The organism is Sphingobium quisquiliarum P25, from assembly GCF_000445065.1.
Lineage (GTDB): Bacteria > Pseudomonadota > Alphaproteobacteria > Sphingomonadales > Sphingomonadaceae > Sphingobium > Sphingobium quisquiliarum.
This window is the reverse complement of the sequence record NZ_ATHO01000032.1, coordinates 15,136-40,522: the sequence shown is the minus strand read 5'-3', so window position 1 is coordinate 40,522 and position 25,387 is coordinate 15,136. Positions and strand designations below refer to the sequence as shown.

Here is a 25,387-nt window from a genome sequence, read left to right as displayed (position 1 = left end):
GAGCCGAAGGCCATGATGAGCATGGACGTTCATCCTGCCGCGAATAGCGGGGAACCACCCGTTCCGCGCGACCTGAAGCATGTGGGGCTGAAGACGGATCTGGAGGTCCAATATTGGTCGCAGCGCCTGCAAGCGTCTCGCAGCCAGCTTGAGGAAGCCGTCGAAATGGTGGGCCATAGCGTCAGCGCCGTGACCGATTATCTCGATCGCAACCGCTGACCGGCAGAATGAACCGTGCCGATCCACCAACCCCGCGCAAACGCGGCAAGGCAGCGGCGATCATCATCGCCATCCTTGCCGCGATCATCTTCGTCATCTTCATCGCCCGTAATGTCTGGCATGGAGAGGAATTGCAGGAAAACCAGACCACCGGCAACAATGTCGCGGACAGCTATCAAGGCCAGCCCCAATATTAATGACAGGCATTCCCGGAAGGGATAAGCTCCCGCCACGCCGCGATCGTCTTCAGGACCAAGCGGCGTCACCGGGTTTGTCGCCCATCCTCGCGCCAGCCTTGCTCGCCGATCAGTGGCACGAACATGACCGCGCCCAGCGACTGCCCTTCATAGCCGTCCTGGCCCACCCGCGTGATCTTGCGCAGCTGCTGATTGCCCGGATCGCCGACCGGCATGAGCAGATGTCCGCCAATCGCCAGCTGCTCCTTGAGCGAAACGGGAACCACCGGTCCGCCCGCGGCCACCAATATCGCATCGAAGGGCGCTTCTTCCGGTAAGCCTAGCGTGCCGTCGCCAACCCTGATGTGGACATTGTCATAGCCCAGCATGGCCATCCGTTTGCGCGCGATTCTGGCGAGCGGCTCATGACGCTCGATCGCGAACACCTCGGCGGCGATCTGCCCCAGCACGGCGGCGGCATAGCCCGACCCCGCGCCGACCTCCAACACACGGTCGTCCGCCACAATCTCCGCCGCCTCGATCATGGCGGCGACGATATAGGGTTGGGAAATGGTCTGCTGTTCCTCGATGGGAAGGGCCGCATCCTCATAGGCGAACTCTTCCATGCCTTCGCCGACGAATCGCTCTCTTGGCACTGCGCGCATCGCTTTCAGCACGCGCGGGTCGCGAATGCCGCGCCCGGCTATCTGGACATCGACCATCTGGCGGCGGCGCTTTTCATAGTCGCCCATCATCCTCTCCCTTCCCTTCCACAGGGACCGGGCCGCCGCAGTCGAGAAACGGCCGCATAGCGTTAGAACCGTGCGGGTATGAGGCGGATCGGCACTGGATCGTCGAGCGCATTCCAGCCGCGATCGGCGATCACGTCATTGCTTTCCACGGCCGCGCGGCCCCGGCTGCGGTCCAGCGACCAAGTGATGTGATAGGTGCTGCCATCGGGACGGCCGGTGGTGCCGCCGATGGCCACGATCAGCGCCTGAAGCCCGGCTCCGTCACTGATGCTGCCGACAATGTGGGCGCTGCTTTCATCGGGCAGCGGGTCCTGCTCGCTCGCCTTCGCGTCCAGCGTCACATGGTCGGCGATGATGTGGGGCCACAGGGGTGGAAAACGCTCCAGCAGCACCTTGCGCTCCTCCGCGTCCAGTTTCCAACCCGTGACCGGCATATCCTCTTCCTTGAGCGTTGTCTCGCTACACTCCCGGCGGGTCATGCGGCGCGGGCATAGTGACGGGCCGCAGGCTCTCACGGTCGGACGCACTGACCGTAGCAGTCGGGTCAGGCCGGAAATGCTCGTCCGCTCGGCTTGAGCCGTCCGGGTGGCGATCGCCCGAAAGATCGGTCGGCCGGTGGCCCGGAGATGAGGCGGCCTTATCTTCGCGCGATCTGTCGAACAGCTTTTTGGCAAGGAAACCGGCGCCGGCGAGCAGGACGAGTTTGCGAATCATAATATATTTCTCCTCCGGCTGGTGCCGTCAATGATGGGTCACTTCCGGCGCGCGGACAAAGGGCATGTCGTCCGGCTCGATGGTCGTGGCATGGCCAATGGATGACGGGTGCTGCTGCGCCATATGGCCATTGGCAGAGGATGCGCCGTCGCCGCGCCATGGATAGGCTCGGCCGGTCTGACGATCGAGCGAGCGCGCAACCAGAGCATCGATCACCGCCACGCCCGTGACGAATGCGATCGCACCCCACACCGCGCCCCGTCGTGGCGCACGGCCCGCAGCCAGTCCAAGCGCCGCAAGATCCAGCGCATCGCCCGCAACCCGGCCCCACATCAGCGTCGAGTGCGCAGGCGCTGCCACCAGCCCTGCTCCAGCCAACATCTCACGCGCGCCGAATGCGCGCAAAGTGGCGCGTCCAGTCCGATGATCATTGCCAAGGGCACGAGCGATGCGGCGTGTTGCCGCAATCTCCGCAATGCCCAGCGCGATCGAAAAAACGCCAAGGCCAAGGCTGATGCGCCTGGGGTCCATAAGAGCCTCCTGTGCTGCGTCTTTTCAGTCCAACGGTCGCGTCAGCCGCCCGTTCCCGCTCCCCGGCCGTCAACGGCAAAATGACGGGAAAGCGCGTCCGGCCGCAACGCAGAACTGCCTCATCAGGCCGGTTAGCCTTCCGCTCTCCTGCCAATGTCTCCCAGCGCTTCGTCCAGCTCATCCAGCCAGACCGTCGCCTTGCTGTCGGATGGCGCGCGCCAGTCGCCGCGTGGCGACAGGGCTCCGCCGGACGATACCTTGGGGCCGTTGGGAAGCGCCGATCGCTTGAACTGGCTGATCGTGAAGAAGCGGTAGAGGAAATTATCCAGCCAACGCCGGATTGTCGGCAGGTCATATCCTACCTTCGCGCTGTCAGGATAGCCGGGCGGCCATGCGCCTGCATCCGGGTCGCGCCACGCATGCCATGCCAGAAAGGCGACCTTCGACGGCGGCAGTCCCGCGCGGGTGATATGGTGAAGAAAAAAATCATTGAGCGCATAGGGGCCGACGCGGCTTTCCGTGCTCTGCATCGCACCCGACGCATCGGCAGGCACGAGTTCGGGCGAGATTTCCGTATCCAATATCGCCTGCAATATGGCGTCGGTCTGGGGATCGAACTGATCCGTCGCGATGCACCAGCGGATCAGATATTGGATCAGCGTCTTGGGGACGCCGCTGTTCACGGCATAGTGGCTCATCTGGTCGCCCACGCCGTAGGTGCACCAGCCGAGCGCCAGTTCGGAAAGATCGCCGGTTCCTACCACGAAGCCGCCATGCCGGTTGGCGAGGCGGAACAGATAATCGGTGCGCAGCCCGGCCTGAACATTTTCAAACGTCACGTCATAGACCGGCTCGCCCCGCGCATAGGGATGATCCATGTCGGCCAGCATCTGCCGCGCGGCGGGGCGGATGTCTATCTCCTCGCCCTTGACGCCCAACGCATTCATCAGCGCCCATGCATTGGACTTGGTATGCTCGCCCGTCGCAAAGCCCGGCATGGTATAGCCAAGAATCGCCGATCGTGGCAGTCCCAGCCGATCGCATGCTTTCGCCGCTACGATCAGGGCATGGGTGGAATCAAGGCCGCCCGAAACGCCGATGACGAAATGCTCGCCTGCCGTTGCGCGGAAACGGGTGACCAGTCCCTCGACCTGGATATTGAAAGCCTCATAACAGTCGGCGTCCAGCAGCAGCGGGTCGGCCGGAACGAAGGGAAATCGCCTGACGGGCCGGTAAAGCTTATCGCGATCGCCCTGCGGCATGTAGGGAAAGCCGATGCGGCGGAACCGCTGTTCGGGATGCCCCATCGCCGCTGCCGTATCGTTGAAGGTGCCATTACGCATCCGCTCCAGCCGGAGCCTTTGCACATCTATGTCGGCATAGGTCAGTTCAGGGTCGTCGCCGAAACGGGTCGACTGCGCCAGCACCACGCCCATTTCATGCACCATGGCCTGCCCGTCCCAGGCCATGTCAGTCGTGCTTTCGCCTGGTCCCGCCGACGAATAAGCGTAGGCGGCCGCGCAGCGGACGGACTGCGCCGCCGACAGCAGATCACGGTCGCGCGCCTTGCCCACGGTGATGTTCGATGCCGAAAGATTGCACAGGATCAGCGCTCCGGCGAGCGCGCCCAGGGTGGAGGGCGGCACGGGTCCCCAATAATCCTCGCAAATCTCGACATGAAATATGAAGTCGGCGCGATTGTCTGCGGCAAAGATCAGGTCGGCGCCAAAAGGCGCCCGATGCCCGGCCAGGCTGATGTCCAGTCCCGTCAATCCGGCGCCCGGCGCGAACCAGCGCTTTTCATAATATTCGCGATAATTGGGAAGATAGCTTTTTGGTACGACGCCCAGCAGCCTGCCATCCGCGATCACGAGAGCGGCATTATAGAGCCGCCCCGCCCTGCGGACAGGCGCGCCCACCAGCATGATGGGCAGGCCCTTGCTCGCCTCAATCAGGCGGCCGGCCTCCGCCTCGACCCGTTCCAGCAGCGCATCCTGCAAGTGGAGGTCATCGATCGCATAGGATGAGAGGCACAGTTCAGGAAAAAGGATGATGTCAGCGCCTGCCGCAGCCGCTGCACGCGCTTGCTCCAATATCGCCTGGGCGTTGGCGGGTACATCGGCGACGCTTGCGAGTGGAGTGGCGCAGGCCAGCCGCACCAATCCCTGATTTTCGATCGCCATGAAGCGCTCCGCCGCCGTCATCCGTCATTCTCCCATCCAACGTCTTCCCAACGAAATGCTCGCATGTCGCGTTCCGCGAGGAAAGGCGCATTGAAGATGTCCGTGAAAGTCGTGCTTAACGGCGCGCTACCGACGTTGTTGCACGATTGGAAAAGGATGGCGAGGTAGAGCATCCCTCGGGGAAATGGAGGTTTTCTTGGTCAGCATCAATTCCAGCAGCAATGCCTGGGCTAACTGGAACAGTCGCAATCCCACGCCGCCAGTGGACTCCACCAGTACCAGCGGCAGTACGGCTACGACACCGCCGGAAACCACATCTCTTGCGCCATCGCCTGAACTGGCCGCTAGCGACGCGTCACCTGTGATAACGGCAACGCCGCAGCCAGCTTTAGTCTATACTCCGCACGTCCCGACTGAAATCGGGCAAGCCGTCAAGGCTAGTCAATCGCTGGACGGCCTGCTCACCAATGCGGGATTCTTCACGCGTAGCGCCGCTGTGCAGACAATGGATGCGGGACCCGCCAGCCAGGCGGCGGGCAGCGTGCTTCCCGCCGCACTCAGCCAGTCGGAGGTAATAGCCCGTGCCGCCTATGCGCTGGTCGCCGAAGCAGGTACGGAAAGCTCCACCGCCTCGGTCATAAAACAGTTCGGCTAGCCTCCTCCGCCTACCTTGCTTATGCAGCCTTCGCCAGCCTCATGAGTTGTGCGCAGGATGGAAGATATAGCAGGGTGGGTCGCGCCGGTTGCGACAATGATCGCCGCGATGATGACCGCCGCCAATCTGGGCGCTCGCATCACTGGCTGGGGGTTCGTGGTCTTCACGGTGGGCTCGATCGCGTGGTCCACCGTGGGCTTTTCGACCGGACAGACCAATCTGCTCGCGACCAACCTGTTCCTCACGCTGGTGAACGCCGTCGGCATCTGGCGCTGGCTGGGGCGGCAACGCGCTTATGAGGATGGTGGAAAAGCCGCGCAGGAAGCAAGCCGCCGCTCATCCGCATCCACCCTCTTCACCGCCACCGGCGTCGCTGGCATGCCGGTACATGGCCAATCAGGCGAAGCCGTGGGCAAGGCGGTCGAGGCACTGGTCGAATGTGAGAGCGGCAATGTCAGCTATGTGGTCGTGGCCTCAGGCGGCATTGGCGGCATACAGGAAACGTTGCGCGCCGTAGCCCGCAACGACATTGGCTTTGAATGCGACAAGCTGACCCTGCGGATTGATGACGACACCTTCCAACGCCTGCCAGTGCTGGAGGATGACGCTTGGCCTGCCAAGGCTCCAGTCGCGCTCGCCGAAGCCTGCTGACGATCTTAGCGATCGCGATCTATATGCGCGATCCAGTCGTCCAGAGACAGGTCATCCGTCTTCGCCGTTTCAGCGCCCATGCTATTGGCCATGATCTCCAGCGCCCAGCGCCCCCGCTCGTCCGTCTCTGCCGCGACCGCATTCGCGGGCACCCATAGCTTGTAATCCCGCATATGCGCGTCCGCCGCCGTGAACAGCACGCAGATATCGGTGGCGATCCCGGTCAGGACCAGCTTGGTGACGCCCAGCTTGGGCAGCAAAACAGGGAGGTTAGTGGAATAGAAACCTGAAAATTGCGGCTTGATGATGAAAAAGTCGTCATCGTCCGGCCTCAGAAAGGCGGTGACCGGATTGTCATGTTCCAGCGCCCGTTCGACCAGCTTCGACCGTTCCGAATGCCACTCGCCGAAATTGTCGTTGACATAGATGACAGGCCAGCCACGCTGCTCCATCTGCTTCCGAAAGCGGGCGATCGCCTTCGCCGCCTCCAAAGCGCGCGGCCGAACGGCCTCGGCCCCGGCGAAATCAAAGCAGTTCACCATGTCGATGATCAGGAGGGCGGCACGATCCCCCTCCTGATCCCGGTCCGGCGCGGTCGGCGTCCTTTCGTTCACTCCATCCTCGTGCCTGTGTCAGGGCGCGCTGGTCGATGGGCGCGCTATGCTGGTCTTCTCCGCAAGCGTCTGCTGCACCATGCGGCGCTTCGACATGCGCCGGTAGGTGGCGAGCGCTTGTCCTACGACCTGGTCCATATTGTAATAGCGGTATGTGGCCAGCCGACCCACGAATGTCACGTCCGCCTGCACCATCGCCAGCGCTTCATAGCGTTTGAACAGCGCCTGATTTTCAGCCCGAGGGATGGGATAATAGGGGTCGCCCTCAGCCGCGGGATATTCATAGGTGATGCTGGTTTTCGGCGCTTGCTGGCCAGTCAGATGCTTATATTCAGTAATCCGCGTATATGGGACATCGGGCGATGGATAGTTCACCACCGCGACATCCTGAAACCGCTCCATATCCAGCCGCTCATGCTGGAAATGCAGTGAGCGGTAGGGCAGCTTGCCGAAGCGGAAGCCGAAATATTCGTCGATCGGTCCGGTGAACACCAGATGATCATGCGGATAGGCGTCCCGCACCTTGCAATAATCGACGCCCAGCAGGACATCGATATTGGGATGGTCCAGCATGCGCTCGAACATGCGGGTATAGCCTTCCAGTGGCATCGCCTGGAACGTGTCGGTGAAATAGCGATCGTCCACATTGGTTCGGGTAGGCACGCGGGAAGTGACCGCCTTGTCCAACTCCGAAGGGTCGAGACCCCATTGTTTGCGGGTATAACCCTGGAAGAACTTCTCATATAGCTCACGCCCGATGGCGGAGATGACTACATCCTCCGATGTGCGCACCACCGAAACCGGCTCCGCCTTCGCCGCCAGGAAGGCGGCAACCTCTTCCTCCGTCTTCATGTCCAGGCCGTAGAGAAGGTTCAGCGTGGTGCGGTTGATCGGCATCGGCACCAGCATGCCATCCACCGACGCCAGAACCCGATGCTCATAGGGCCGCCATTTGGTGAAGCGAGACAGATAATCGAATATCTCTTCGGAATTGGTGTGGAAGATATGCGGCCCGTAGCGGTGGATCAGCACGCCCTCTTCGTCATATTCGTCGAAGGCATTGCCGGCGACGTGTGGACGGCGATCGACCACCAGCACTCGCTTGCCGCCATCCGCCGCCAGCCGTTCCGCCATGACTGCGCCTGCAAAGCCCGCGCCCACGACCATTACATCATAATGATCCGGCTGGCTGCTTTTCCAGCCGGTCGGCGACACAATGGGATGTGCGTGCATCCCCTTGGAAATGGCTTCCTTGATCAGCGTGGACATCTGCTGGAAGCTCTTGTCCCATGACATGCCCGCCAGCACCTTGTCCGCCTGTTGCAGCCAATGGCCGCCGCCGGACCGCGCAAGGGCAAGCGCCTTATCGCAAGCGGCGATGAACGCGTCCCCGCGCTCGGCGATGCGAACCGCTTCGATCTCGCCATAATGGCGCACCACATCAGTGATCGGCGTCGAGACGACCGGCTTGCCCGCAGCCAGATATTCCGGCGTCTTGGTAGGGCTGATGAAGCGGGTCGCGTCATTGATGGCGAAGGGCATCAGCGCCACGTCCCATCCAGCGATGCAGGCGGGAAGCTCCTCATAGGCCCTGCCGCCCAGAAAGTGCAGATTGGGCCGCTGCGGCAGGTCATCCGGGCTGATCTTCACCACGGGGCCAATGATTTCCACCTGCCAGTCCGGCCGGGCATCGGCCAGAATGGCGAGCAGTTCCACATCCATCCGTTCGTCCACCACGCCATAAAAGCCCAGGCGCGGCAGGCCGTCCTCATGCCGCGGCCTCACCGACCGGGCGGTGGCGAAATGCGCGGCATCGACGCTGGAGGGGAAAGGGTAGACATTGGCATGCTTCCCCTTCTTCGCCTCGTACAGACTGTATCCGCCGGTGAAGACGAGGTCCGCCTGCGACAGCAGCCGTTGCTCCAGCGGCAGCAGTTCGGGCGGCGCGCCCTTGAAATTGGCAAGTTCGTCCATGCAGTCATAGACGATGCAGTCGGCCATGACATGCTCGGAAAAGGGCAGCATCATCGGGGTATAATACCAGCGGACGACTGGCCCCGTTTCCCCGGCGAGATACAGGTCGAGCAGCTGCTTGAGTGTCTCGCCTTCCTGTTCGCGCGGAGCATCGGCGGGGATGCGGGGCGTGATCACCGTCACGCCGCTCTGCGCGCAATTTTCGACATGCAGGCCGGGGGCTTCCAATCCCTCAACATGGATCGGTTCTTCCCAGAACAGGACACGGCCCTGCGCGGCGAAGCGGCTCATCAGATGCTGGGGGCGCTGGAAAACGAAATTCCAGCGAAGATGGCTAAAGCAGATCAGGGTGTGCGTCGAACCTTGTCCAGTTCCATGCCATGACGTTGAATGGGGCCGGACCATGAGCAAACCTTTCTGCTGTGTGAACGGCGTCTAAACCCGGCGCGGGGGTATAACGTTCCTGAAATAGCGGCTGATCTAGATTGCTTCGTTGCTGGAAATGGGAACGACCTGGGTTGAATATCCGTTCGGATGCGAAATAATTGTCCGCTGCGCTGCCGCAGGCGGCATCAGCAGACGCGGAGGACCCTATGTCGAAGCAGCCGGAGCTTTGGGGCGGGCTGGAATGCACGGTCAACCGGGTGGGCGAACGCTTTGGCGATCAGATCCATGCGACCGGACACCAGCACCGGGTGGAGGATATCGGCCATTTCGCCGCGATCGGGCTTCAGGCGATCCGCTATCCACTGCTATGGGAGCGGATCAGCCCGGACAGCCCAGACCGGTGCGACTGGAGCTGGACCGACGAACGGCTCGCCCGGCTGAGGCAACTGGACCTGCGCGTGATCGCCGGGCTTGTCCATCATGGCAGCGGTCCGCGCTATACCAGCCTGGTCGATGACGATTTTGCTTCCGGGCTGGCGGAGCATGCGCGCCGCACCGCCGAACGCTATCCCTGGATCAGCGACTGGACGCCGGTCAACGAGCCGCTGACCACGGCGCGCTTTTCGGCGCTCTATGCCCATTGGTATCCGCATGCGCGGTCGGAAAGGCTGTTCTGGCTGGCGCTGCTCAACCAGATCGACGGGACGCGGCTGGCGATGCGGGAGATCAGGCGCGTCAATCCGGCGGCCCGGCTGATCCAGACCGACGACCTTGGCCGCACCTACGCCACCGCGTCGCTGCGCGAGCAGGCGCGGTTCGACAATATACGGCGCTGGGCGGGCTGGGACCTGCTTTGCGGCATGGTGACGCGCGATCATCCCCTGTGGGATCGCATGGCCGCTTGCGGGCTGGAAGACAGGCTGAGCGCCATAGCGGACGACCCCTGCCCGCCAGACGTAATCGGCATCAATCATTATCTGACCAGCGACCGGTTCCTCGACCATCGCTTGCAGCGATACCCGCATCACGTGCATGGCGGCAGCGAGGTGCAGTTGTACGCCGATGTCGAGGCGGTGCGGGTGCTGGAGCCGCCGCCGCAGGGGCTGGAGGGCGCGGTGCGGGAGGCGTGGGAACGCTATCGCCTGCCCGTCGCCGTGACGGAAGTGCATAATGGCTGCACCCGCGAGGAACAGTTGCGCTGGGTCGCTCAGGCCTGGGACATCGCCACGCGGCTGAACGGCGAAGGCATGTCCGTGGAGGCGGTGACGATCTGGTCGCTGCTGGGGAGCGTGGGATGGAACACGCTGCTCACCCGGCCCGGCCATTATGAACCGGGCGTCTGGGACGTCAGCAGCGGGCGGCCCCGGCCAACGGCCATGATCCCCCTGCTCCGGTCCCTGCGCGGCAAGGCGGAGCGGCCGCTGGCGGCGACCGGCACGGGATGGTGGCAGCGGCCCGAACGCATGGTGCATCCGCCCGTCGCGCGGCCAGCGCCGATGGTGCAGCATATTGGGCTGGGCCGTGAGGTTCGCGCCATCAAGCCCCTGCTGATCTGCGGCGCGACCGGCACGCTGGGTCAGGCGATCGCCGGCGCCTGCCGCCTGCGGAACATCCCCTATGTGCTGACGCGCCGGGCGGACCTGGACCTGTCCGACGGCCGCAGCATAGAGGCGGCGCTGGACCGCATTCAGCCCTGGGCCGTCGCGAACGCGGCCGGATGGGTGCGCGTCGATGATGCGGAGGATGAGGAAGGCCCCTGCCTGACCGCCAACGCGGCCGGAGCGATCGCGCTCGCTAGGGCCTGTGGCGAACGGCGCATCCCCACCCTGTCCTTCTCCAGCGACCTGGTGTTCGGCGGGGACAAGGGCGCGCCCTATGTCGAAGGCGACGCCATCCGCCCGTGCAACAATTACGGGATCAGCAAGGCGCGGATGGAGGAAGGCATCGCCGCGCTGGACGGGGCGCACCTGATCATCCGCACCGCCGCCTTCTTCTCGCCGCACGACCAGTTCAACTTCGCCCATGCGGTGATCCAGACGCTGCGCAGCGGCAGGCCCTTTGCCGCCGCCGACGATCTGGTGATCACGCCCACCTATGTCCCGCACCTGACATCGACCGCGCTGGACCTGTTGATCGACCGCGAAACCGGCATCTGGCACCTGAGCAACGGCGAAGCGCTGTCCTGGGCGGAGTTCGCCCGGCGCGTGGCGCAGCGGTGCGGCCATGATCCCGCGCTGATCCAGGGCGTTCCGCATGCGGGCTTTGGCTGGAAGGCGGCGCGGCCAGCCAATGCCGCGCTGGCCAGCGACAGAGGCGCGCACCTTCCGCCCCTGTCCTGCGCCATCGATCATTTCGCCGATCATCTTGCGCCGCAGATCGCCTTGCAGGCCGCCTGATCGCATCACGGGGCAACCAGCGGGAAAGCGGCGCGTTGGCTTACAAGTCGTTGCCGCCGGGGCAGCACGCTTGCGGGTGAAGCATCGCTATGGCCAATTTCATGTTCTGCACGGGGATCGAAAACAGCATCCCCACCATCAACGGCGGGCGGACTCGTGTCGACCAGATGGAGGCGTGCGGTCATTATGAAAGATGGCGCGAAGATTTCGATCTGGTCGAAGATCTGGGCATCCGCTATCTGCGTTTCGGCCCGCCATTGCACCGGACCTTGCTGGGCCCCGGAAAATATGACTGGGAATTTTCCGACCTGACGTTGAACGATCTGCGCCGCCGCGACATCACGCCGATCGTCGACCTTTGCCACTTCGGCGTTCCCGACTGGATCGGCAATTTCCAGAACCCCGACTTCCCTGAACATTTCGCTGGCTATGCGGCCGCCTTTGCCGAACGCTATCATTGGGTTCAGCTATATACGCCGATCAACGAGATGTTCATCTGCGCGGTTTTTTCCGCCCTTTACGGCTGGTGGAACGAGCAGATGACCAGCGACCGGGCTTTCGTCACCGCGCTCAAGCATATCGTCAAGGCCAATGTGCTGGCGATGCGCGCGGTGCTGGAGCGCAGACCGGACGCGATTTTCATCCAGAGCGAATCTTCGGAATATTTCCACGCCGACAGTCCCGCCGCCATCGGCCCTGCCGAAATCATGAATTCGCGCCGGTTCCTGAGCCTCGACCTCAATTATGGCCGCCGGGTCGACAGCGAGATGTACGAATATCTGATGGATAACGGCATGACGCGGGAGGAATATCATTTCTTCCTGGGCAACCGGCTGAAGCAGCATTGCATATTGGGCAATGACTATTATTGCACCAACGAACATCGCGTGCATCAGGACGGCCGCACATGGGCCGCCGGGGAAGTCTTCGGCTATAGCGAGATTACGCGCCAATATTATGGCCGCTACGGCCTGCCGGTCATGCATACGGAAACCAACCTGTCGGAAGGGCCGCGCGGCGACGAGGCGGTGAACTGGCTGTGGAAGGAATGGGCCAATGTTTTGCGTCTACGCAATGTCGGCATTCCGACGGTCGGCTTCACCTGGTATTCGCTGACCGACCAGATGGATTGGGACACGGCGCTGCGCGAACAGAATGGCCGTGTCAGCCCTGTCGGCCTTTACGATCTGGACCGCAAGATCAGGCCGGTGGGCAAGGCCTATAAGCAATTGATCGCGGACTGGCGCGACGTGCTGCCCGCGCAGAGCGTCTGCCTGGTCGTGCCGGTCGTGCCGCCGTCCCACAGCGGGCGGATCGACGCGCGCGAACAGGAACAAAGCGCGGGGGAAATGCTGGGGCGTACCCCTTCGCAAGCGCAGTCGAGCGAGAGCGTAGGCCGGTAATAGAAGAGGCGCAATAAAACCGTTGACGTAACGATTTAAAACAAGCCGCCAATTGATGAAGAAATCTGATTACTCAGATCCAGTTAAGTATCTTGCCCTATAATTTCCTGATCCCTAATGGCCCGCCACGGGGGTGGGACAAAGGGGAATGGGGTCGTGAGCGGGATAGTTATGGGCGAACGTTGGACGCCGGAAGCGGCGCATGCTTGGTTCAAGGCGCAGCCTTGGCTGGTGGGGTGCAATTTCACCCCGTCAAATGCAATCAATCAGTTGGAAATGTGGCAGGGCAGCACATTCGACCTTGCCACGATAGACCGGGAACTGGCGCTGGCGGCGTCGGTCGGAATGAACTCCGTGCGCGTCTATCTCCACGATCTTCTGTGGCTTGAGGGGAGCGAGGATTTCCTCAGCCGGGTCGATGCCTTCCTGTCCGTCGCGGATGGTCATGGCATTCGCACCATGCTGGTGCTGTTCGATTCCTGCTGGCATCCCGAACCTTCGCTTGGGCCGCAGCCGCAGCCGCGCGAAGGCGTCCACAATAGCGGCTGGGTGCAGTCTCCCGGCATTCGCGCGCTTGAGAATATCGGCGAGCATGGCCGACTGGAGGAATATGTCCGCGGCGTCGTCAGCCGCTTTGGACAGGACCCGCGCGTGATTGCGTGGGACATCTGGAACGAGCCGGACAATGGCCCGGAGGTCGCGCTGTGCGATCCCGTCGCGCTCAAGGCGAAGGCCGATCTGGTGGTGCCATTGCTGGTTGCCGCGTTCGGATGGGCGCGGGAGATGAACCCGGTGCAGCCGCTGACCAGCGGCATCTGGCTTGGCGACTGGTCGGCCCCCGACCTGCTAAGCCCCATCCAGCGGGCGCAGACGGGCAATTCGGACATCATTTCCTTCCACAATTATGGCATTGCCGAAGATTTCGCCCAGCGCGTCAAATGGCTGAAAGCCATGGGGCGGCCTTTGCTGTGCACCGAATATATGGCGCGCCCGGCGGGCAGCACCTTCCAGTCGATCCTGCCGGTGGCGAAGGAGCATGATGTCGGCACCTTCTGTTGGGGACTGGTCAAGGGCAAGACGCAGACGCACCTGCCATGGGACAAGTGGGAGAACCCCAATCTGGAAGGGCTGAGGGAACGCTGGTTCCACGACATCTTCCATGAAGACGGCACGCCGCATGATGAGGATGAGGTCGAATTCCTGCGGCTGATCAGCCAGCTCGACAGGATCGCGGCCTGAGAAGAAAGGGACGCTGCGTGCTGGCCAGCCGCGGCGTCATCTTTCCTGCGCCCAATATTCGAGTGTGCGCGCAGAGACTCCATTCGCGCATCTATGTTAGACGGCTCGCCGAATAACGGCTGATTGGCCGGAACCCTGCGTCCTCCCTGCTGTTCAGCGATAACCGTTGACACAGGGAGGACAGCTTATGCAGCCGGAAACATCGGGTGATTTGCGCGAGGAATTGCGCGACGACGCCCAGAAACTTTCAACCACGGCGGCCGAGCGCGTCCATAGCGAAGTGGATGCGCGCAAGAGCCCTGTCGTGGAGCAGGCGCGATCGGTTTCATCGGCGCTTGACAGTGCCGCACGGGAATTGTCGGGCGGTCAGACGCCCGGCTGGCTCAATTCCCTGTTCGAACAGGGCGCGCAGCAGATCCGGCAACTGGCCGATACGCTGGAGCAGAAGGATTCGCGCCAGTTGATGGACGATGTCCGCAGCATCGCGCGCAACAATCCGGGCACTTTCCTGGCCGCCTGCGCCGCAGCGGGCTTCGCCGCCAGCCGGGTGCTGCGGGCCGGGCCTGAGACGGGCAGCGGGAGCGTGCAACCGGGTGCGCAGCCGGGCGGATCGCCCCCGGCCCCCGCCTATGGCGACCCCCAGACGGCGGGCATCGGGGGCGCGCCATGAACGAGCAGGACATGCGCCCTTCCTCCCCGCCCATTGGTTCGCCGGGAGGAACCGGCAACGGCAGGGACGATAATATCGTTTCCCTGATGCGCGACCTCGCCAATCAGGGATCGCACCTGGCCGAGCAGCAACTGGCGCTGTTCAAGGCGGAAGTGCGGGAGTCCGCCACCAGCGTGAAGGCAGCCGTGGGCGCCATGGCGGGCGCTGCGGTGGTCGGCATAGCGGGCCTGGGCGTGCTGCTCATGGGCCTTGCCTATCTGCTCGCGGACGTGATCGATCATCTGGGGCTTGCGACGCTGATCGTCGGCCTTGTGACGCTGGTGGCCGCCTACATCCTCTACAAGGGCGCGGCGGCCAAATTGCGGGCGAGCGAACTTGCGCCCGAACGGAGCCAGCACAGCCTTGAACGCACGCCCGCCGCGCTGCGCGGGGATCTCACATCGGAGCATAAACTATGACCGGCACAGTCGAACGGGACCCCGACGCCATCGAGCGGGACATCCGCCGCACGCAGGAGGATATGAGCCGCACGATCGACAGGATCGGGGATCAGCTGACTCCCCGCAACCTGTTCAACGCGCTGCTCGACAAGGCGGACGAGAGCAATGTCGATGCGCGCATGCTGCTGGACGGAGCGCGGCGCAATCCGGTCGCTCTGGGGCTGATCGCGGCGGGCACGCTCTGGCTGATCAGCGACAAGGATTCCAGAATCCCGTCCATGCCGTCCTTCCGGTCAGGCAAGGGACAGGCGAACGGCCATGACGACCCGCATCATCGCGATTATGTGGACTATATGTCCTCGGTCGAGATGCGCGATGGCGAGGATGTGCTCACCTATCAGCGGCGCCGCGACGCCGCGCGCGCCAACTATCTGATGGTGGAGCGCCGCCATGACGAGGATGAAGGCAGCTTCCGCCAGCGGCTTGACGATCTGACCGACAAGTTCCGGGAAAAGCGGCATGCCTTGTCGGAGCGGTCGGGCGATGCGATGCACGCTACTTCGCAAAAGGCTGCGCAGACCTATTCGCGGGCGCAGGACCTGTATGACAGCAATCCTCTGGTCGGCGGGCTGATCGCGGCGGCGATCGGCGCGGCTGTGGGGTCGGCCCTGCCGCTCAGCCGGACCGAGCAGGAAAAGCTGGGGCAACTGGGCGAGAAGGCCCGCGCGATGGCAAATGAGCAGAAGGATAATCTGACCGGCACGCTGCGGGAAAAGAAGGACGAGCTTGTCAACAAGGCGGATGATCGTCTGCAACAAGGCGGGCAGTCGCAAGGCAGCGCACCGGCAGGTTCCGGGGCGCAGCCTCAGGTGACGGGATCGAATGTGGCGGAGGGTCAGCTTTTCCCGCCGCCTGAGGGAACGACTCCGCGCATGGGCTGAACAAGGTGCTGCGGCTCCTGCGGAGGCGGGAGCCCAGTCCAGTCCTGTACGATTCAAAAGCGGCGCAGGATATGTTCCACGCTGTCGTCGGCGGTGGCGGCCTTTCCCTGATGCCCTTCCACTTCCTTTTCTATGGCGGCGCGGATCGCTTCCACTTCGGCTACGGACCGATGTTCTATGCCGATGAACTGCTCGCGAGCGGTATCGAGCGCGCGGATGATCTCGTCCAGCTTCGCCTGCATGGCGGCGGCGTCGCGATTCTGGCTGTTTTGGATCAGGAACACCATCAGGAAAGTGACGATGGTCGTGCCAGTGTTTATGATGAGCTGCCATGTGTCCGAATAGGCGAACAGCGGCCCCGTGACGCCCCAGACGATGATCGTGCCAAGCGCCAGCGCAAAGGTCAGCGGTTGTCCCGCCGCGGAAGCGATCCGCGTCGCGATAAGCGTGAAAATGCGATCCATCATAGGCGTTGTCCTTATATCTGCTTGCGAAACGGAACCGGCAACATTCGGAAACATTTTACAAGGCGAAATGATCAGCAACGCCTCGATAAAGACCGCCGGATACGCAATTTCGACATGCAGCGTCATATTGCTGGGCTTTGTGTCGCTGAAAACCGCGGAAACCGATCCCCTGCTGGCGCTATGCCTGATCATGGGCATGGCGACGTCGATCGCGGGCATGTTCCTGCGGTGGCTGTCCTATATCCGCAAGGAGGACCATGCCGACCGGCCTTCCCGTCAGCCTTCCAAGTCGACGTAAAAAGGATTGCCGTCCAGCATATCGGCAACCAGCATGGGCGACGGCATGGCCAACGCACTGTCGCCCCACCAGTCACGCGGCGGGGTAAGCGATTGCTCGCCAAGCAGCGCCGGGGCGGCGCGCAGTTGCACGACGCAGAGCAAGCGCCTTCCCTCATGACACCGGGTGAAGGCGAGCACATGGTCCGCGCGATCACCTTTCACGTCCACGGGAACATAATCGCCATCTGCGAACAATTCCGGCCTGTCCCGGCGCAGACCGAGCAGCCGGGCGATCAGGCGCAGCTTGGCATCGTGCGCGCCGCCGCCCGCCAATAGATCCTGCCGCGCCTGATAGTCCACCGGCCGCCGGTTATCGGGATCGACAAGGCTGAAATCCGGCAATTCCGTGCCCTGATAGATGTCAGGGACGCCCGGAATGGTCAGCTTGAGGCAGGTCTGAACCAGCATATTGGCCTGGGCTGCCGGATCGATCAGTCGCACGAAGCCGCTCACAGCGTCCCGGAACGCCCGGCCATCGAACAGCAGGCCCCGCAGCAGCGACACGCAGCTTTGTTCATAGGCGAGGTCAGGTTCTTCCCAGGATGACCGCAGCTTGGCTTCGCGGAGCATCTTGACGATCCACTGTTCCATCCGTCCCGCCAGATCCTCAAGGTCCGCCGGCATGCCCGCATCGGGCCATGCGCCGATCAGGCCCTGCATGATCTGATAGCGGTCCGCCGCCCGGACACCCGCATCCCGCGCCTGCGCCAGCCGATCCCATTCGCGCCAGCGCTCCGCCCACAGATGGGGAATTTCGCTCAGCACCGCCAGCCGCGCGCGGGCATCTTCACCGCGCTTATGGTCATGGGTGGCGCTGGCCAACATGGCGTGGGGAAATGCCGCGTCGCGGTCGAGAACCCGCTGATGGAAGGTGGCGGGGTCGATCGCGGGCTGATCAGGCGCGAAGCCCACATCATTGGCCGACAGCAACACGCCGTGGCGATAGAAGGCGGTGTCCTCCACCCCCTTGGCCGCGACGGGAGCGCTCAATTGCTGGAAGCGGCGCGCGACATCCGCAGCAAGGCGAGGATCGCCCGCTCCTTTCCCGGCGAGCCAATCAAGTACGAGCCGCGCCACCCATGCCTCACCCGGAGGCAAATGGGGCCGAACATCGCGCCAGACCTGTTCCAGCACCGGCCTATCCGTCGCAGCGCCGCCACCGGCCGCTGCGTAGGTCCGGTAAACCGGGAATACCCATAGCAGCCGCTCCATCGCGCGCCGCAGCATGGCGGGGGTGATCGCTTCCAGCGGCGGGTCTTCCGCCACGGCCGGCGCCAAGGCCTTCATGCCCGCACCCACGCAGGCGGAAAGTTGCCCGTCGAACTGCCATGCAAGCATCTGCTGGCGTGATCGCAAAACCTCTTCATCGAAGGAGAGCGCCTGCGGCTCCACCTCCCGCCACAAGGATTCCAGCGTGTCCATTCCCGTGGCGCTGTGGAGCAGGCCGGTGAGATCGCGCATCGCGTCATAGCCGCTGGTGCCGTCCACGTTCCAATCGCTGGCCAGATGCTCGTGAGCGCCAAGGATCTTTTCCACGACGACATAGGGCCTGCGTCCGCCGCCCGCAGCGTCCAGCCCGGAGCGCAAGGCGCGGCAATAGCTTGCGGGATCAGCGAGGCCGTCGACATGGTCGACCCGGACGCCATCGATCAATCCCTGCCCGAACAGGTCGAAATAAAGACTGTGGGTCGCGGCGAAGACCTGAGGGTCCTCCACCCTGACGGCGGCAAGATCGTTGATCGAAAAGAAGCGCCGCCAGTTCAAACTGTCATTGGCCGTCCGCCAGTGCACCAGCCGGTAATGCTGCGCATCGGCGAAGGCGCGCAGGCTGGCTGCATCGGGATCGGCAGGGAAGGAAGCGGCCGTCCAGCCGAACGGCTCGCCCGATCCCGGCCGCACGGGAAGGCGCTGTTCCCCGTAAAGTTGCAGGAACAGTTCGCCGCCTTCGCTGATCAGGCGCAGATCGCCCGCCGCGATAACCTCCCCCAGTGTCGCGCCCAGGATGGGCAGGATCAATGGCCCCGGCCAGTCGATGTCGAAGAAGGGCGCATAGCGGCTGTCCTGGCCCAGCCGCAGCACGTCGTTCCAATATGCGTTTTCACCGCCCGCCACCCCTATATGGTTGGGCACGATGTCGATGATGATGCCCATCTTATGACGGCGCAGGGCGTCGACCAGATCGCGAAACCCCTGATCGCCGCCGAACTCAGGGTTGATCATCGCGGGATCGACGACATCATAGCCGTGGGTAGACCCCGTGCGGGCCCGTGTGATGGGCGACGCATAGATATGGCTGACGCCGAGCGCCGCCAGATAGGGAATGTTCGCGCGCGCATCGGCGAAGGTGAAACCGGCGTGGAATTGCAGCCGGTATGTCGCGCGGGGGATCATTGGCTACGCTTCCTGTCGATCAGCGCCGCGCGATGCGTGATCGCTGGGTCGTCCAACATCTGGTCCACCGGAGCGGGCATCCGCCGCCGCCAGTTGGGATGCTCGTCCACCGTGCCCGGCAGGTTCGGCTGCTCCTCCAGCGCGGCGAGGTCTTCCAGCGGAACGATCGCCAGCGATGCGGGCGAGGATGCGACATGCGCCAGCGCGGCGTCCACAACAGGGGCGGGATCGTTTGGAGCAGGCGGCGAATTGCCATCCCCTACGGCTCTCCACAGCGCTTCCCGTTCTTCGTCGCGACGCGCCTCATCCGCGCCGCTTCGCCCCAGCGCCCGGTTCCATTCGATGTCACGGCCAGTCCACCAGCCCGCCACGGTGGGCGTGTCGTGCGTGCCGGTCATCGCAACGCTGTCTTCCGGCACCTGCGCGGCGGAGCGGAAAGCGCCCGCCTCGTCCCGCTCGAACCACAGCACGCGCATGCCATAGATGCCGCGCGCGGACATGGCGTCGCGGAAGCCCGGCGGCATGGTGCCCAAATCCTCCGCAATGATGGCCGCGCTCGCGCGGTGGGATTCTATTGCGATCACGCGCAGCAGATCGTCGAAGGGGAAAGAAACATAAGCTCCGTCCGCCGCGCTACCGCCCTGCGGCACGACCCACAGGCGCTTTAGCCCGAAGCCATGATCGATGCGCAACGCTCCGGCATGGCGCAGGGCGGTGCGCAGGGTTTCGATGAAGGGCTGGAAGGCGCTGCGCTTCAGGCCTGCGGGCGAAAAGCTGGTCAGGCCCCAATTCTGGCCGTCCGGCCCCAGCGGATCGGGCGGCGCGCCGATCGACAGGCCGGATAGCATCAGGCCGGGCATGGCCCATGCGTCGCTCCCGGCCGGATCGACGCCCACGGCAAGGTCGGCGATCAGCCCGACAGCCATGCCCGCCGCCTTCGCTTCGCGCTGCGCTGCGTCCAGGCTTTGGTCAGCCAGCCATTGAACGAAGATGTGGAAATCCAACTCCTTCGCATATGTCCGGGCAAAGGCGCGGGTGGCGTCACTGTCTGGATGGTCATAGACAGTGGGCCATGCGCGGCCGAAATGCAGGTACAGGCTGTCGAACAAGGCATGGGTGGTGAGAGCCGTCCCTTGCTCATCCGCCCAGTGGCGGACGCGCGCGCGGAGTTCCGGCGTCAGGCCGTCGAACAAGGTCCGAAGATAGGCCAGCCGCTCCGGGATCGCGCGTTCCCAATCGATCAGCGGTCCGTCCTCGCCGAAGGGAGGACCGGGCAGGCCCAGCAATACGGGACTGGCCAGCGCGCCGTTCAGGAAGCGGCGGCTGGAGGGCGAATAGGGGCTGAAGCGCGATCCGTCGCCGGGATAGAGCGCATGGACCGGGCTGATCGCCAGCGCGTCCGCTCCGGCGCCTGCCAAGGCGCGTGCCGCCTGCGCGACATCGCCGAAATCGCCGTAAGATGTGGGTGTTTCGCCACGCAGCGCGGGAATTTGCACCGCCGCGCCCCATAGCCGCCTGTGCGCCGTCAGGGTAACGCATCTCGGCGGCGCGACCGCCAGGGTGAGTCGTTCCCCTTCTATGTTCAGCCGGTAATAGCCAGCCTGCCGCATGGGCGACAGCGCACCGTTGTCCACCGTCAGGGGGATGGCCGCGCCATCCTCTCCCACCGCCTCCGCCCGCACGGCTGCGGCAAGGGGCGGCGGCAGGGCGATCGCTGCGCCTGCCTCTGCCGACAGGAAGGCGGGAACCTCCAGCGCCTCCGCCTGTATCAGGGCGAGGCTTTCGGCGATGGCGCGCTCCGGGTCCGTCCGGTGGCCCAGCGCCTCCAATATCGCTTGCAGGGCGTCGTCCGCGACCGTCTGCGCGCGTCCTTCCGCATCCTGCCAGCAGCGCGCCACGCCTGCGGCCTCCGCCAGCTGGTGCAGCGCTCTCACGGCTCCAGGCACCATGCGGCGAAGCTGCCCGGCTCGCCGGTCACGCCTTCCAGATGGATCAACCTTCCCTGTCCGGGCGGTACGGTGACGGCCTGCTTTCCTAGGTTAATGGCCAGCGTCAGCATCGCCTTGTCCGAGAGGCACCAGCGGGCGCGCACCGCCCCCTCCCCCAGCACGTCCGCGCCCAGCGAGTAGGCCGACGACAGACGCGGCGCGAGCAGCCGGGCGCGCAACTGGAGCAGATGGCGATAGAGCGCTTCCCACTCCGCAGCATCCTCCGGCGGTTGCGGGCGGGAGGCGGCGAGGGTCGCCTGCGCGTTTGGATCGGGAATGCGTTCGCGGGCTTGCGCGTCGCTGAACGCGGCGAACTTCGCGAACTCCCGCCGCCGCCCTTCCCGTACCGCGTCGGCAAGCGCATCGTGAAAATCGGTGAAGAAGAGGAAAGGCGTGCGCGCGCCATATTCGTCACCCATGAACAGCAGTGGCGTTTGCGGACAGAGCAGCAACAGCGCGGTGGCTGACCGCAGCCATGCGTGATCGGTGAGCAAGGTCAGCCGCTCGCCCAACGCGCGATTGCCGATCTGGTCGTGATTTTGCAGGAAGGACACGAAGCGCCATGGGGGAAGATGACCGCTGCGGCTGCCGCGCGGCTTGCCATTATGGTTGGCGGACGGCTCGCCCTGATAGATGAAGCCCTGCTCCAGGCATCGGGCAAGGCGCTGCGTCGGATCGTCGGCGAAATCGGCATAGTAGGCGCTGGTTTCGCCGGTCAGCAGCACATGGACGACATTGTGGAAATCGTCATTCCACTGCGCATTATACAGGGTGGGGCCTAGCCGCGCCGCATCATTTTCTTCATTTTCCAGGATCAGGTGAATTTTGCGATCACCGTGCACGCCTGCCCGGATCGACCGCGCCAGCCAGTCGAGGAAACCGGCATTGCCGATCGCATGGACGGCATCGAACCGCAGCCCGTCCAGGCGGTAGTCGTTGAGCCACATCAGCGCGTTTTCCAGGAAATAGGCGGCGACTTCGGGCCGGTCGACGGCCACGGCTCCGCCCCAGGGGGTCTGCGCGTCCGCGTGGAAGAAGCCCGGCGCATAGGCGGCGATATAATTGCCGTCGGGGCCGAAATGATTATAGACCACGTCCAGCAACACCATCATGCCCAGCCCGTGCGCCGCATCCACCAGCGCCTTCAAATCTTCCGGCGATCCGTAGCTTTCGGCCGGGGCGAAGGGCAGCACCCCGTCATAGCCCCAGTTGCGATCACCGCTGAAGGCGCCGACAGGCATCAGTTCGATCGCGGTGATGCCCAGCTCCGCAAGGCGGGGCAGATCGTCCGCCAGCGCGCGAAAACCTCCGGCGAGCCCCACATGCACTTCCTGGATGACGGCGCTGGTCCAGGGAAGGCCCCGCCAATCACCGGCTTGCCAGGGATAATCGGCGGGCGGCACGATGCTCCAGCCATGGACGCCGCCCTGCTGCTGGCGGGATGCGGGATCAGGCACCGCAAGTCCGTCATCCAGCCGGAAGCGGTAGAGCGATCCGGGCGGCGCAGGCGCATTCACCTGGAACCAGCCTGCATCGCCGCGCTCCATCGGCAGGGTCTTGTCCGCCAGTTCAAGATCGACGGCCGACCGGGCGGGCGCCCATAGCCGGAACAGCGTTTCCCCCGACGGCAGGGGCTGCGGCCCCCACAGGCGGCCGGTCATTGCGGAAACTCCGCCACCGTCAGGATCAGGGCAGCGCTGTGCGCCGCGAGCTGATAATGCCCTTCGACCGGCTCGTCTCCGGCATCGGGCCGGGCGCTGTCGATCAACAGCGACCGTTCGACAAATTGCTCCGGCAATTCGAAATCGACAGGCGCATCGCCCGCATTCAGCAGCAGGTCGATCGCTTCCACCGCGCCGTCTTCACGGCGGATGGCGCGGCGCATGGCCAGCGCCCGCCCTTCGGGATTCTGCCAGTCGTCAGGCGATAATGGCCCGCGCCGTTCATCCCACCATTCGATATCGTTGATCCCCGCGCCCGGAGAATCCTGCCCATAGAGGAACGCAGGCGCGCGCAGCACCGCGTGATCCTTGCGCAGGGCGATCAGGCGCGACACGAAGTCCATGAGCGCGCTGCCTTCGGCGGTGTCCAGCAGCGACCAGTCGATCCAGCTGATTTCATTATCCTGGCAATAGGCATTGTTGTTGCCGCCCTGCGTGCGCCCGAATTCGTCGCCAGCCACCAGCATCGGCGTGCCAAGTGAGGCGAACAGCGTCAGCAGCATCGCCCTTTGCACATTCGCGCGTAGCTGGTTGACGCCTTCGTCATCCGTTGGTCCTTCCACGCCCCAGTTCCGCGACAGATTATTGTCATGGCCGTCGCGATTGTCTTCGCCATTGGCATCATTATGCCTCTGTTCGTAGGACACAAGATCGGCCAGCGTATAGCCGTCATGGCTGGTGAGGAAATTGACGCTGGCCCAGGGGCGGCGCGCCCGCCGGTCGAACAGGTCGCCGGACCCGGAAAGGCGCGCGGCAAGGTCGGGCCGCTGCCCCGGATCGCCGCGCCAATATCTGCGCACCGTATCGCGATAGCGGTCGTTCCATTCGGCAAAGCCCGGCGGGAAGTTGCCAAGCTGATAGCCGCCCATGCCCACGTCCCATGGCTCCGCGATCAGCTTGACGCGGCCCAGCACAGGGTCCTGCCGCAGCACGTCGAAAAAGCCCGCGCCCGGATCGAAGCCATGATCGGTCCGCCCCAGCGTCAGCCCCAAGTCGAAACGGAAACCGTCTATGCCGAAGGATGTCGTCCAGTAACGCAGCGAGTCCGCCACCATCTGGATCACCCGCGCATGGCCCAGGTTGAAGCTGTTCCCCGTGCCAGTGTCGTTCAGGCAGTGGCGTGGATTGTCAGGTAGCAGCCGGTAATAGGTGGCATTGTCCAGCCCGCGCCAGCAAAGCGTCGGGCCAAGCTCGCTTCCTTCGCAGCTATGATTATAGACCACGTCCAATATGACTTCGATCCCCGCCGCATGCAGGCGGCGGACCGCGACGCGCAGTTCATCCTGCATGTCGGACGCAAAATAGCCGGGTTCGGGCGTGAAGAAGTTCAGGCTGTTATAGCCCCAATAGTTGCGCAGCCCCTTTTCCTGCAAGAAGCGGTCCTGCACGAAAGCATGGATCGGCATGAGTTCCAGCGCGGTGACGCCCAGCCGCTTCAGATGATCGATGACCCTGGGGTGGGCAAGCCCGGCGAATGTACCGCGTTCTTCCGGCGGAACATGCTCCATCAGCTTCGTCAGCCCCTTCGCATGGGCTTCGTAGATGACCGTTTCCGACCAGGGCGTGTTGGGGCGCACATCGCGCGACCAGTCGAATATATCATGGGTGACAACCGCCTTGGGCATGGCGGGTGCGCTGTCCCGCTTGTCGAAGCCAAGGTCGGCCCGCCTTCCGCGCACAGGATAGCCGTGCAGCGCGTCGGTCCATTTCAGCGTGCCCGCCAATTTGCGCGCATAGGGGTCCAGCAGCAGCTTGTTGGGATTGAAACGGTGCCCGCGTTCCGGCTCATAGGGGCCATAGGCGCGATAGCCGTAGAGCAGCCCCGGCCACGCATCGGGCAGATAGCCGTGCCACACCTCGTCCGTGCATTCCGGCAGCACGAAACGCGCGATTTCCCGCCGTCCGCCGGGGTCGAACAGGCAAAGTTCGATCTTTTCCGCATGCGCCGAAAAGATGGCGAAATTTACCCCCAGGCCGTCAAAGGTCGCGCCCAGGGGATAGGAAGATCCGCCGTCCAGGCGGTCAGGAAGCCGGTTCAAGCGCAGCCCTTTTCGTTCAGCTTGGCATCGTCAGGAAAAGGCTATTGGCTGGCAGGTCCTGCCTTGCGCCGGGACGCCGCCTTCTGGGGGGAAGCTGCACTTCCTCCCTCCGGCACCGCTCCGGCCGCGCTTGAATCAGCGGGAGCGGCTTCTTCCGCCGCTATCGCCTGTTCCGCGCGCAACCAATGGTCTTCGTCCCGGCCCGGCGGGCATCCCTCCTCCTCCCAAATTCTATAGGCGCGTGCCTTTACAGCTTCGTGCCGGTCGTCTTTTTCCTGGCCCATGAGCGTTCCTCCTGGCGGCCGGTTGGGAGGCCGCATGAAGAAATGCGCGAAGCCGCAATTGGATGCGCGTCTCCGGCATGAAAAATGATGGCGGATTTTCAGTCGAGAACAACGCTATAGGGCCGGTTACTGTCCTTTCCTTTTGCCTTCCGTAACAATCTTCCGGGAACCACAGCTTCCATACATCCGTTTGCACCATCTCTGGAGGAGGAT

At 63.8% G+C, this 25,387-nt stretch carries 24 protein-coding genes; 11 read left to right on the top strand and 13 right to left on the bottom strand.

From position 1 onward, the window contains the following. The first annotated feature begins 12 nt into the window (after window positions 1–12). Together L288_RS26220 and L288_RS26215 are read left to right on the top strand one after the other, a co-directional pair. On the top strand, window positions 13–219 hold the full coding sequence (locus L288_RS26220; RefSeq protein WP_021237115.1) for a DUF3606 domain-containing protein: 207 nt from the start codon (window positions 13–15) through the stop codon (window positions 217–219). Window positions 220–227: 8 nt separating this feature from the next. After that, a complete protein-coding gene (locus L288_RS26215) occupies window positions 228–416 on the top strand; it encodes a hypothetical protein (protein WP_021237114.1) in 189 nt (62 codons plus the stop codon). 65 nt (window positions 417–481) lie between these two features. Here the strand turns inward: L288_RS26215 and L288_RS26210 are convergent, their stop codons facing one another. The 5 genes from L288_RS26210 to L288_RS26190 all read right to left on the bottom strand — a co-directional run bounded on the left by L288_RS26210 (window position 482) and on the right by L288_RS26190 (window position 4,596). Next, on the bottom strand, window positions 482–1,150 hold the full coding sequence (locus L288_RS26210; RefSeq protein WP_021237113.1) for a protein-L-isoaspartate(D-aspartate) O-methyltransferase: 669 nt from the start codon (window positions 1,148–1,150) through the stop codon (window positions 482–484). 59 nt (window positions 1,151–1,209) lie between these two features. After that, window positions 1,210–1,581: a hypothetical protein gene (locus L288_RS26205; RefSeq protein WP_021237112.1), complete on the bottom strand. Its 372-nt coding sequence runs from the start codon at window positions 1,579–1,581 to the stop codon at window positions 1,210–1,212. Window positions 1,582–1,606: 25 nt separating this feature from the next. Then, the gene (locus L288_RS26200; protein WP_021237111.1) at window positions 1,607–1,861 is read right to left on the bottom strand and encodes a hypothetical protein; all 255 of its coding nucleotides are present in this window, start codon (window positions 1,859–1,861) and stop codon (window positions 1,607–1,609) included. Window positions 1,862–1,888: 27 nt separating this feature from the next. Continuing rightward, window positions 1,889–2,392 carry a hypothetical protein gene (locus L288_RS26195; RefSeq protein WP_021237110.1) on the bottom strand — a complete coding sequence of 168 codons (504 nt, stop codon included), beginning with the start codon at window positions 2,390–2,392 and terminating at the stop codon, window positions 1,889–1,891. A 131-nt stretch (window positions 2,393–2,523) separates the two neighbouring features. Next, complete coding sequence (locus L288_RS26190) at window positions 2,524–4,596, bottom strand: NAD(+) synthase (RefSeq protein WP_021237109.1); 2,073 nt, start codon at window positions 4,594–4,596, stop codon at window positions 2,524–2,526. A 175-nt stretch (window positions 4,597–4,771) separates the two neighbouring features. Between L288_RS26190 and L288_RS42970 the strand changes: the two genes are divergently transcribed. Both L288_RS42970 and L288_RS26185 read left to right on the top strand, forming a co-directional pair. Then, window positions 4,772–5,230, top strand: a complete 459-nt coding sequence (locus L288_RS42970; RefSeq protein ID WP_152522039.1) for a hypothetical protein — start codon at window positions 4,772–4,774, stop codon at window positions 5,228–5,230. A gap of 96 nt (window positions 5,231–5,326) precedes the next feature. Then, window positions 5,327–5,881, top strand: a complete 555-nt coding sequence (locus L288_RS26185) for a PRC-barrel domain-containing protein (RefSeq protein ID WP_021237106.1) — start codon at window positions 5,327–5,329, stop codon at window positions 5,879–5,881. A 5-nt stretch (window positions 5,882–5,886) separates the two neighbouring features. Here L288_RS26185 and L288_RS26180 read toward each other — a convergent pair whose 3' ends face one another. Together L288_RS26180 and glf are read right to left on the bottom strand one after the other, a co-directional pair. Then, window positions 5,887–6,495, bottom strand: a complete 609-nt coding sequence (locus L288_RS26180; RefSeq protein WP_021237105.1) for a cysteine hydrolase family protein — start codon at window positions 6,493–6,495, stop codon at window positions 5,887–5,889. 18 nt (window positions 6,496–6,513) lie between these two features. Continuing rightward, on the bottom strand, window positions 6,514–8,760 hold the full coding sequence (gene glf / locus L288_RS26175) for a UDP-galactopyranose mutase (protein WP_031303929.1): 2,247 nt from the start codon (window positions 8,758–8,760) through the stop codon (window positions 6,514–6,516). Between the two features lie 302 nt (window positions 8,761–9,062). Between glf and L288_RS26170 the strand changes: the two genes are divergently transcribed. The 6 genes from L288_RS26170 to L288_RS26145 all read left to right on the top strand — a co-directional run bounded on the left by L288_RS26170 (window position 9,063) and on the right by L288_RS26145 (window position 15,945). Further along, window positions 9,063–11,252, top strand: a complete 2,190-nt coding sequence (locus tag L288_RS26170) for a sugar nucleotide-binding protein (protein WP_021237103.1) — start codon at window positions 9,063–9,065, stop codon at window positions 11,250–11,252. A gap of 89 nt (window positions 11,253–11,341) precedes the next feature. Beyond that, entirely contained in the window at window positions 11,342–12,655 is a 1,314-nt protein-coding gene (locus tag L288_RS26165) for a family 1 glycosylhydrolase (RefSeq protein WP_021237102.1), read from the top strand. 156 nt (window positions 12,656–12,811) lie between these two features. After that, window positions 12,812–13,894, top strand: coding sequence for a cellulase family glycosylhydrolase (locus L288_RS26160; RefSeq protein WP_223308028.1), 1,083 nt, complete (start codon window positions 12,812–12,814; stop codon window positions 13,892–13,894). Between the two features lie 187 nt (window positions 13,895–14,081). Further along, the gene (locus L288_RS26155) at window positions 14,082–14,564 is read left to right on the top strand and encodes a hypothetical protein (protein WP_021237100.1); all 483 of its coding nucleotides are present in this window, start codon (window positions 14,082–14,084) and stop codon (window positions 14,562–14,564) included. Continuing rightward, window positions 14,561–15,022, top strand: coding sequence for a phage holin family protein (locus L288_RS26150; RefSeq protein ID WP_021237099.1), 462 nt, complete (start codon window positions 14,561–14,563; stop codon window positions 15,020–15,022). The genes L288_RS26155 and L288_RS26150 overlap by 4 nt, the downstream gene beginning before the upstream one ends. Then, a complete protein-coding gene (locus L288_RS26145) occupies window positions 15,019–15,945 on the top strand; it encodes a DUF3618 domain-containing protein (protein ID WP_021237098.1) in 927 nt (308 codons plus the stop codon). The genes L288_RS26150 and L288_RS26145 overlap by 4 nt, the downstream gene beginning before the upstream one ends. A 53-nt stretch (window positions 15,946–15,998) precedes the next feature. Here L288_RS26145 and L288_RS26140 read toward each other — a convergent pair whose 3' ends face one another. Then, window positions 15,999–16,409 carry a low affinity iron permease family protein gene (locus L288_RS26140; protein WP_037471578.1) on the bottom strand — a complete coding sequence of 137 codons (411 nt, stop codon included), beginning with the start codon at window positions 16,407–16,409 and terminating at the stop codon, window positions 15,999–16,001. 130 nt (window positions 16,410–16,539) lie between these two features. On the opposite strand from L288_RS26140, the gene L288_RS43420 reads away from it, so the two are divergent. Then, complete coding sequence (locus tag L288_RS43420) at window positions 16,540–16,710, top strand: hypothetical protein (RefSeq protein ID WP_161625644.1); 171 nt, start codon at window positions 16,540–16,542, stop codon at window positions 16,708–16,710. Here the strand turns inward: L288_RS43420 and treY are convergent. From treY to L288_RS44235, 5 genes are read right to left on the bottom strand one after another with little or no spacing between them, the layout of a single operon-like run. Continuing rightward, on the bottom strand, window positions 16,689–19,142 hold the full coding sequence (gene treY, locus L288_RS26130; RefSeq protein ID WP_021237095.1) for a malto-oligosyltrehalose synthase: 2,454 nt from the start codon (window positions 19,140–19,142) through the stop codon (window positions 16,689–16,691). The genes L288_RS43420 and treY overlap by 22 nt on opposite strands. Next, window positions 19,139–21,076 (bottom strand): 4-alpha-glucanotransferase, encoded by a 1,938-nt coding sequence (malQ, locus tag L288_RS26125; RefSeq protein ID WP_152522038.1) that lies wholly within the window; start codon window positions 21,074–21,076, stop codon window positions 19,139–19,141. Before malQ ends, treY begins: the two co-directional genes overlap by 4 nt. After that, window positions 21,073–22,791: a malto-oligosyltrehalose trehalohydrolase gene (treZ, locus tag L288_RS26120; protein WP_021237093.1), complete on the bottom strand. Its 1,719-nt coding sequence runs from the start codon at window positions 22,789–22,791 to the stop codon at window positions 21,073–21,075. The genes malQ and treZ overlap by 4 nt, the downstream gene beginning before the upstream one ends. Continuing rightward, the gene (gene glgX, locus L288_RS26115; protein WP_021237092.1) at window positions 22,788–24,890 is read right to left on the bottom strand and encodes a glycogen debranching protein GlgX; all 2,103 of its coding nucleotides are present in this window, start codon (window positions 24,888–24,890) and stop codon (window positions 22,788–22,790) included. Before glgX ends, treZ begins: the two co-directional genes overlap by 4 nt. A gap of 41 nt (window positions 24,891–24,931) precedes the next feature. Further along, window positions 24,932–25,174: a DUF2934 domain-containing protein gene (locus L288_RS44235; RefSeq protein WP_084465625.1), complete on the bottom strand. Its 243-nt coding sequence runs from the start codon at window positions 25,172–25,174 to the stop codon at window positions 24,932–24,934. Window positions 25,175–25,387 lie beyond the last annotated feature (213 nt).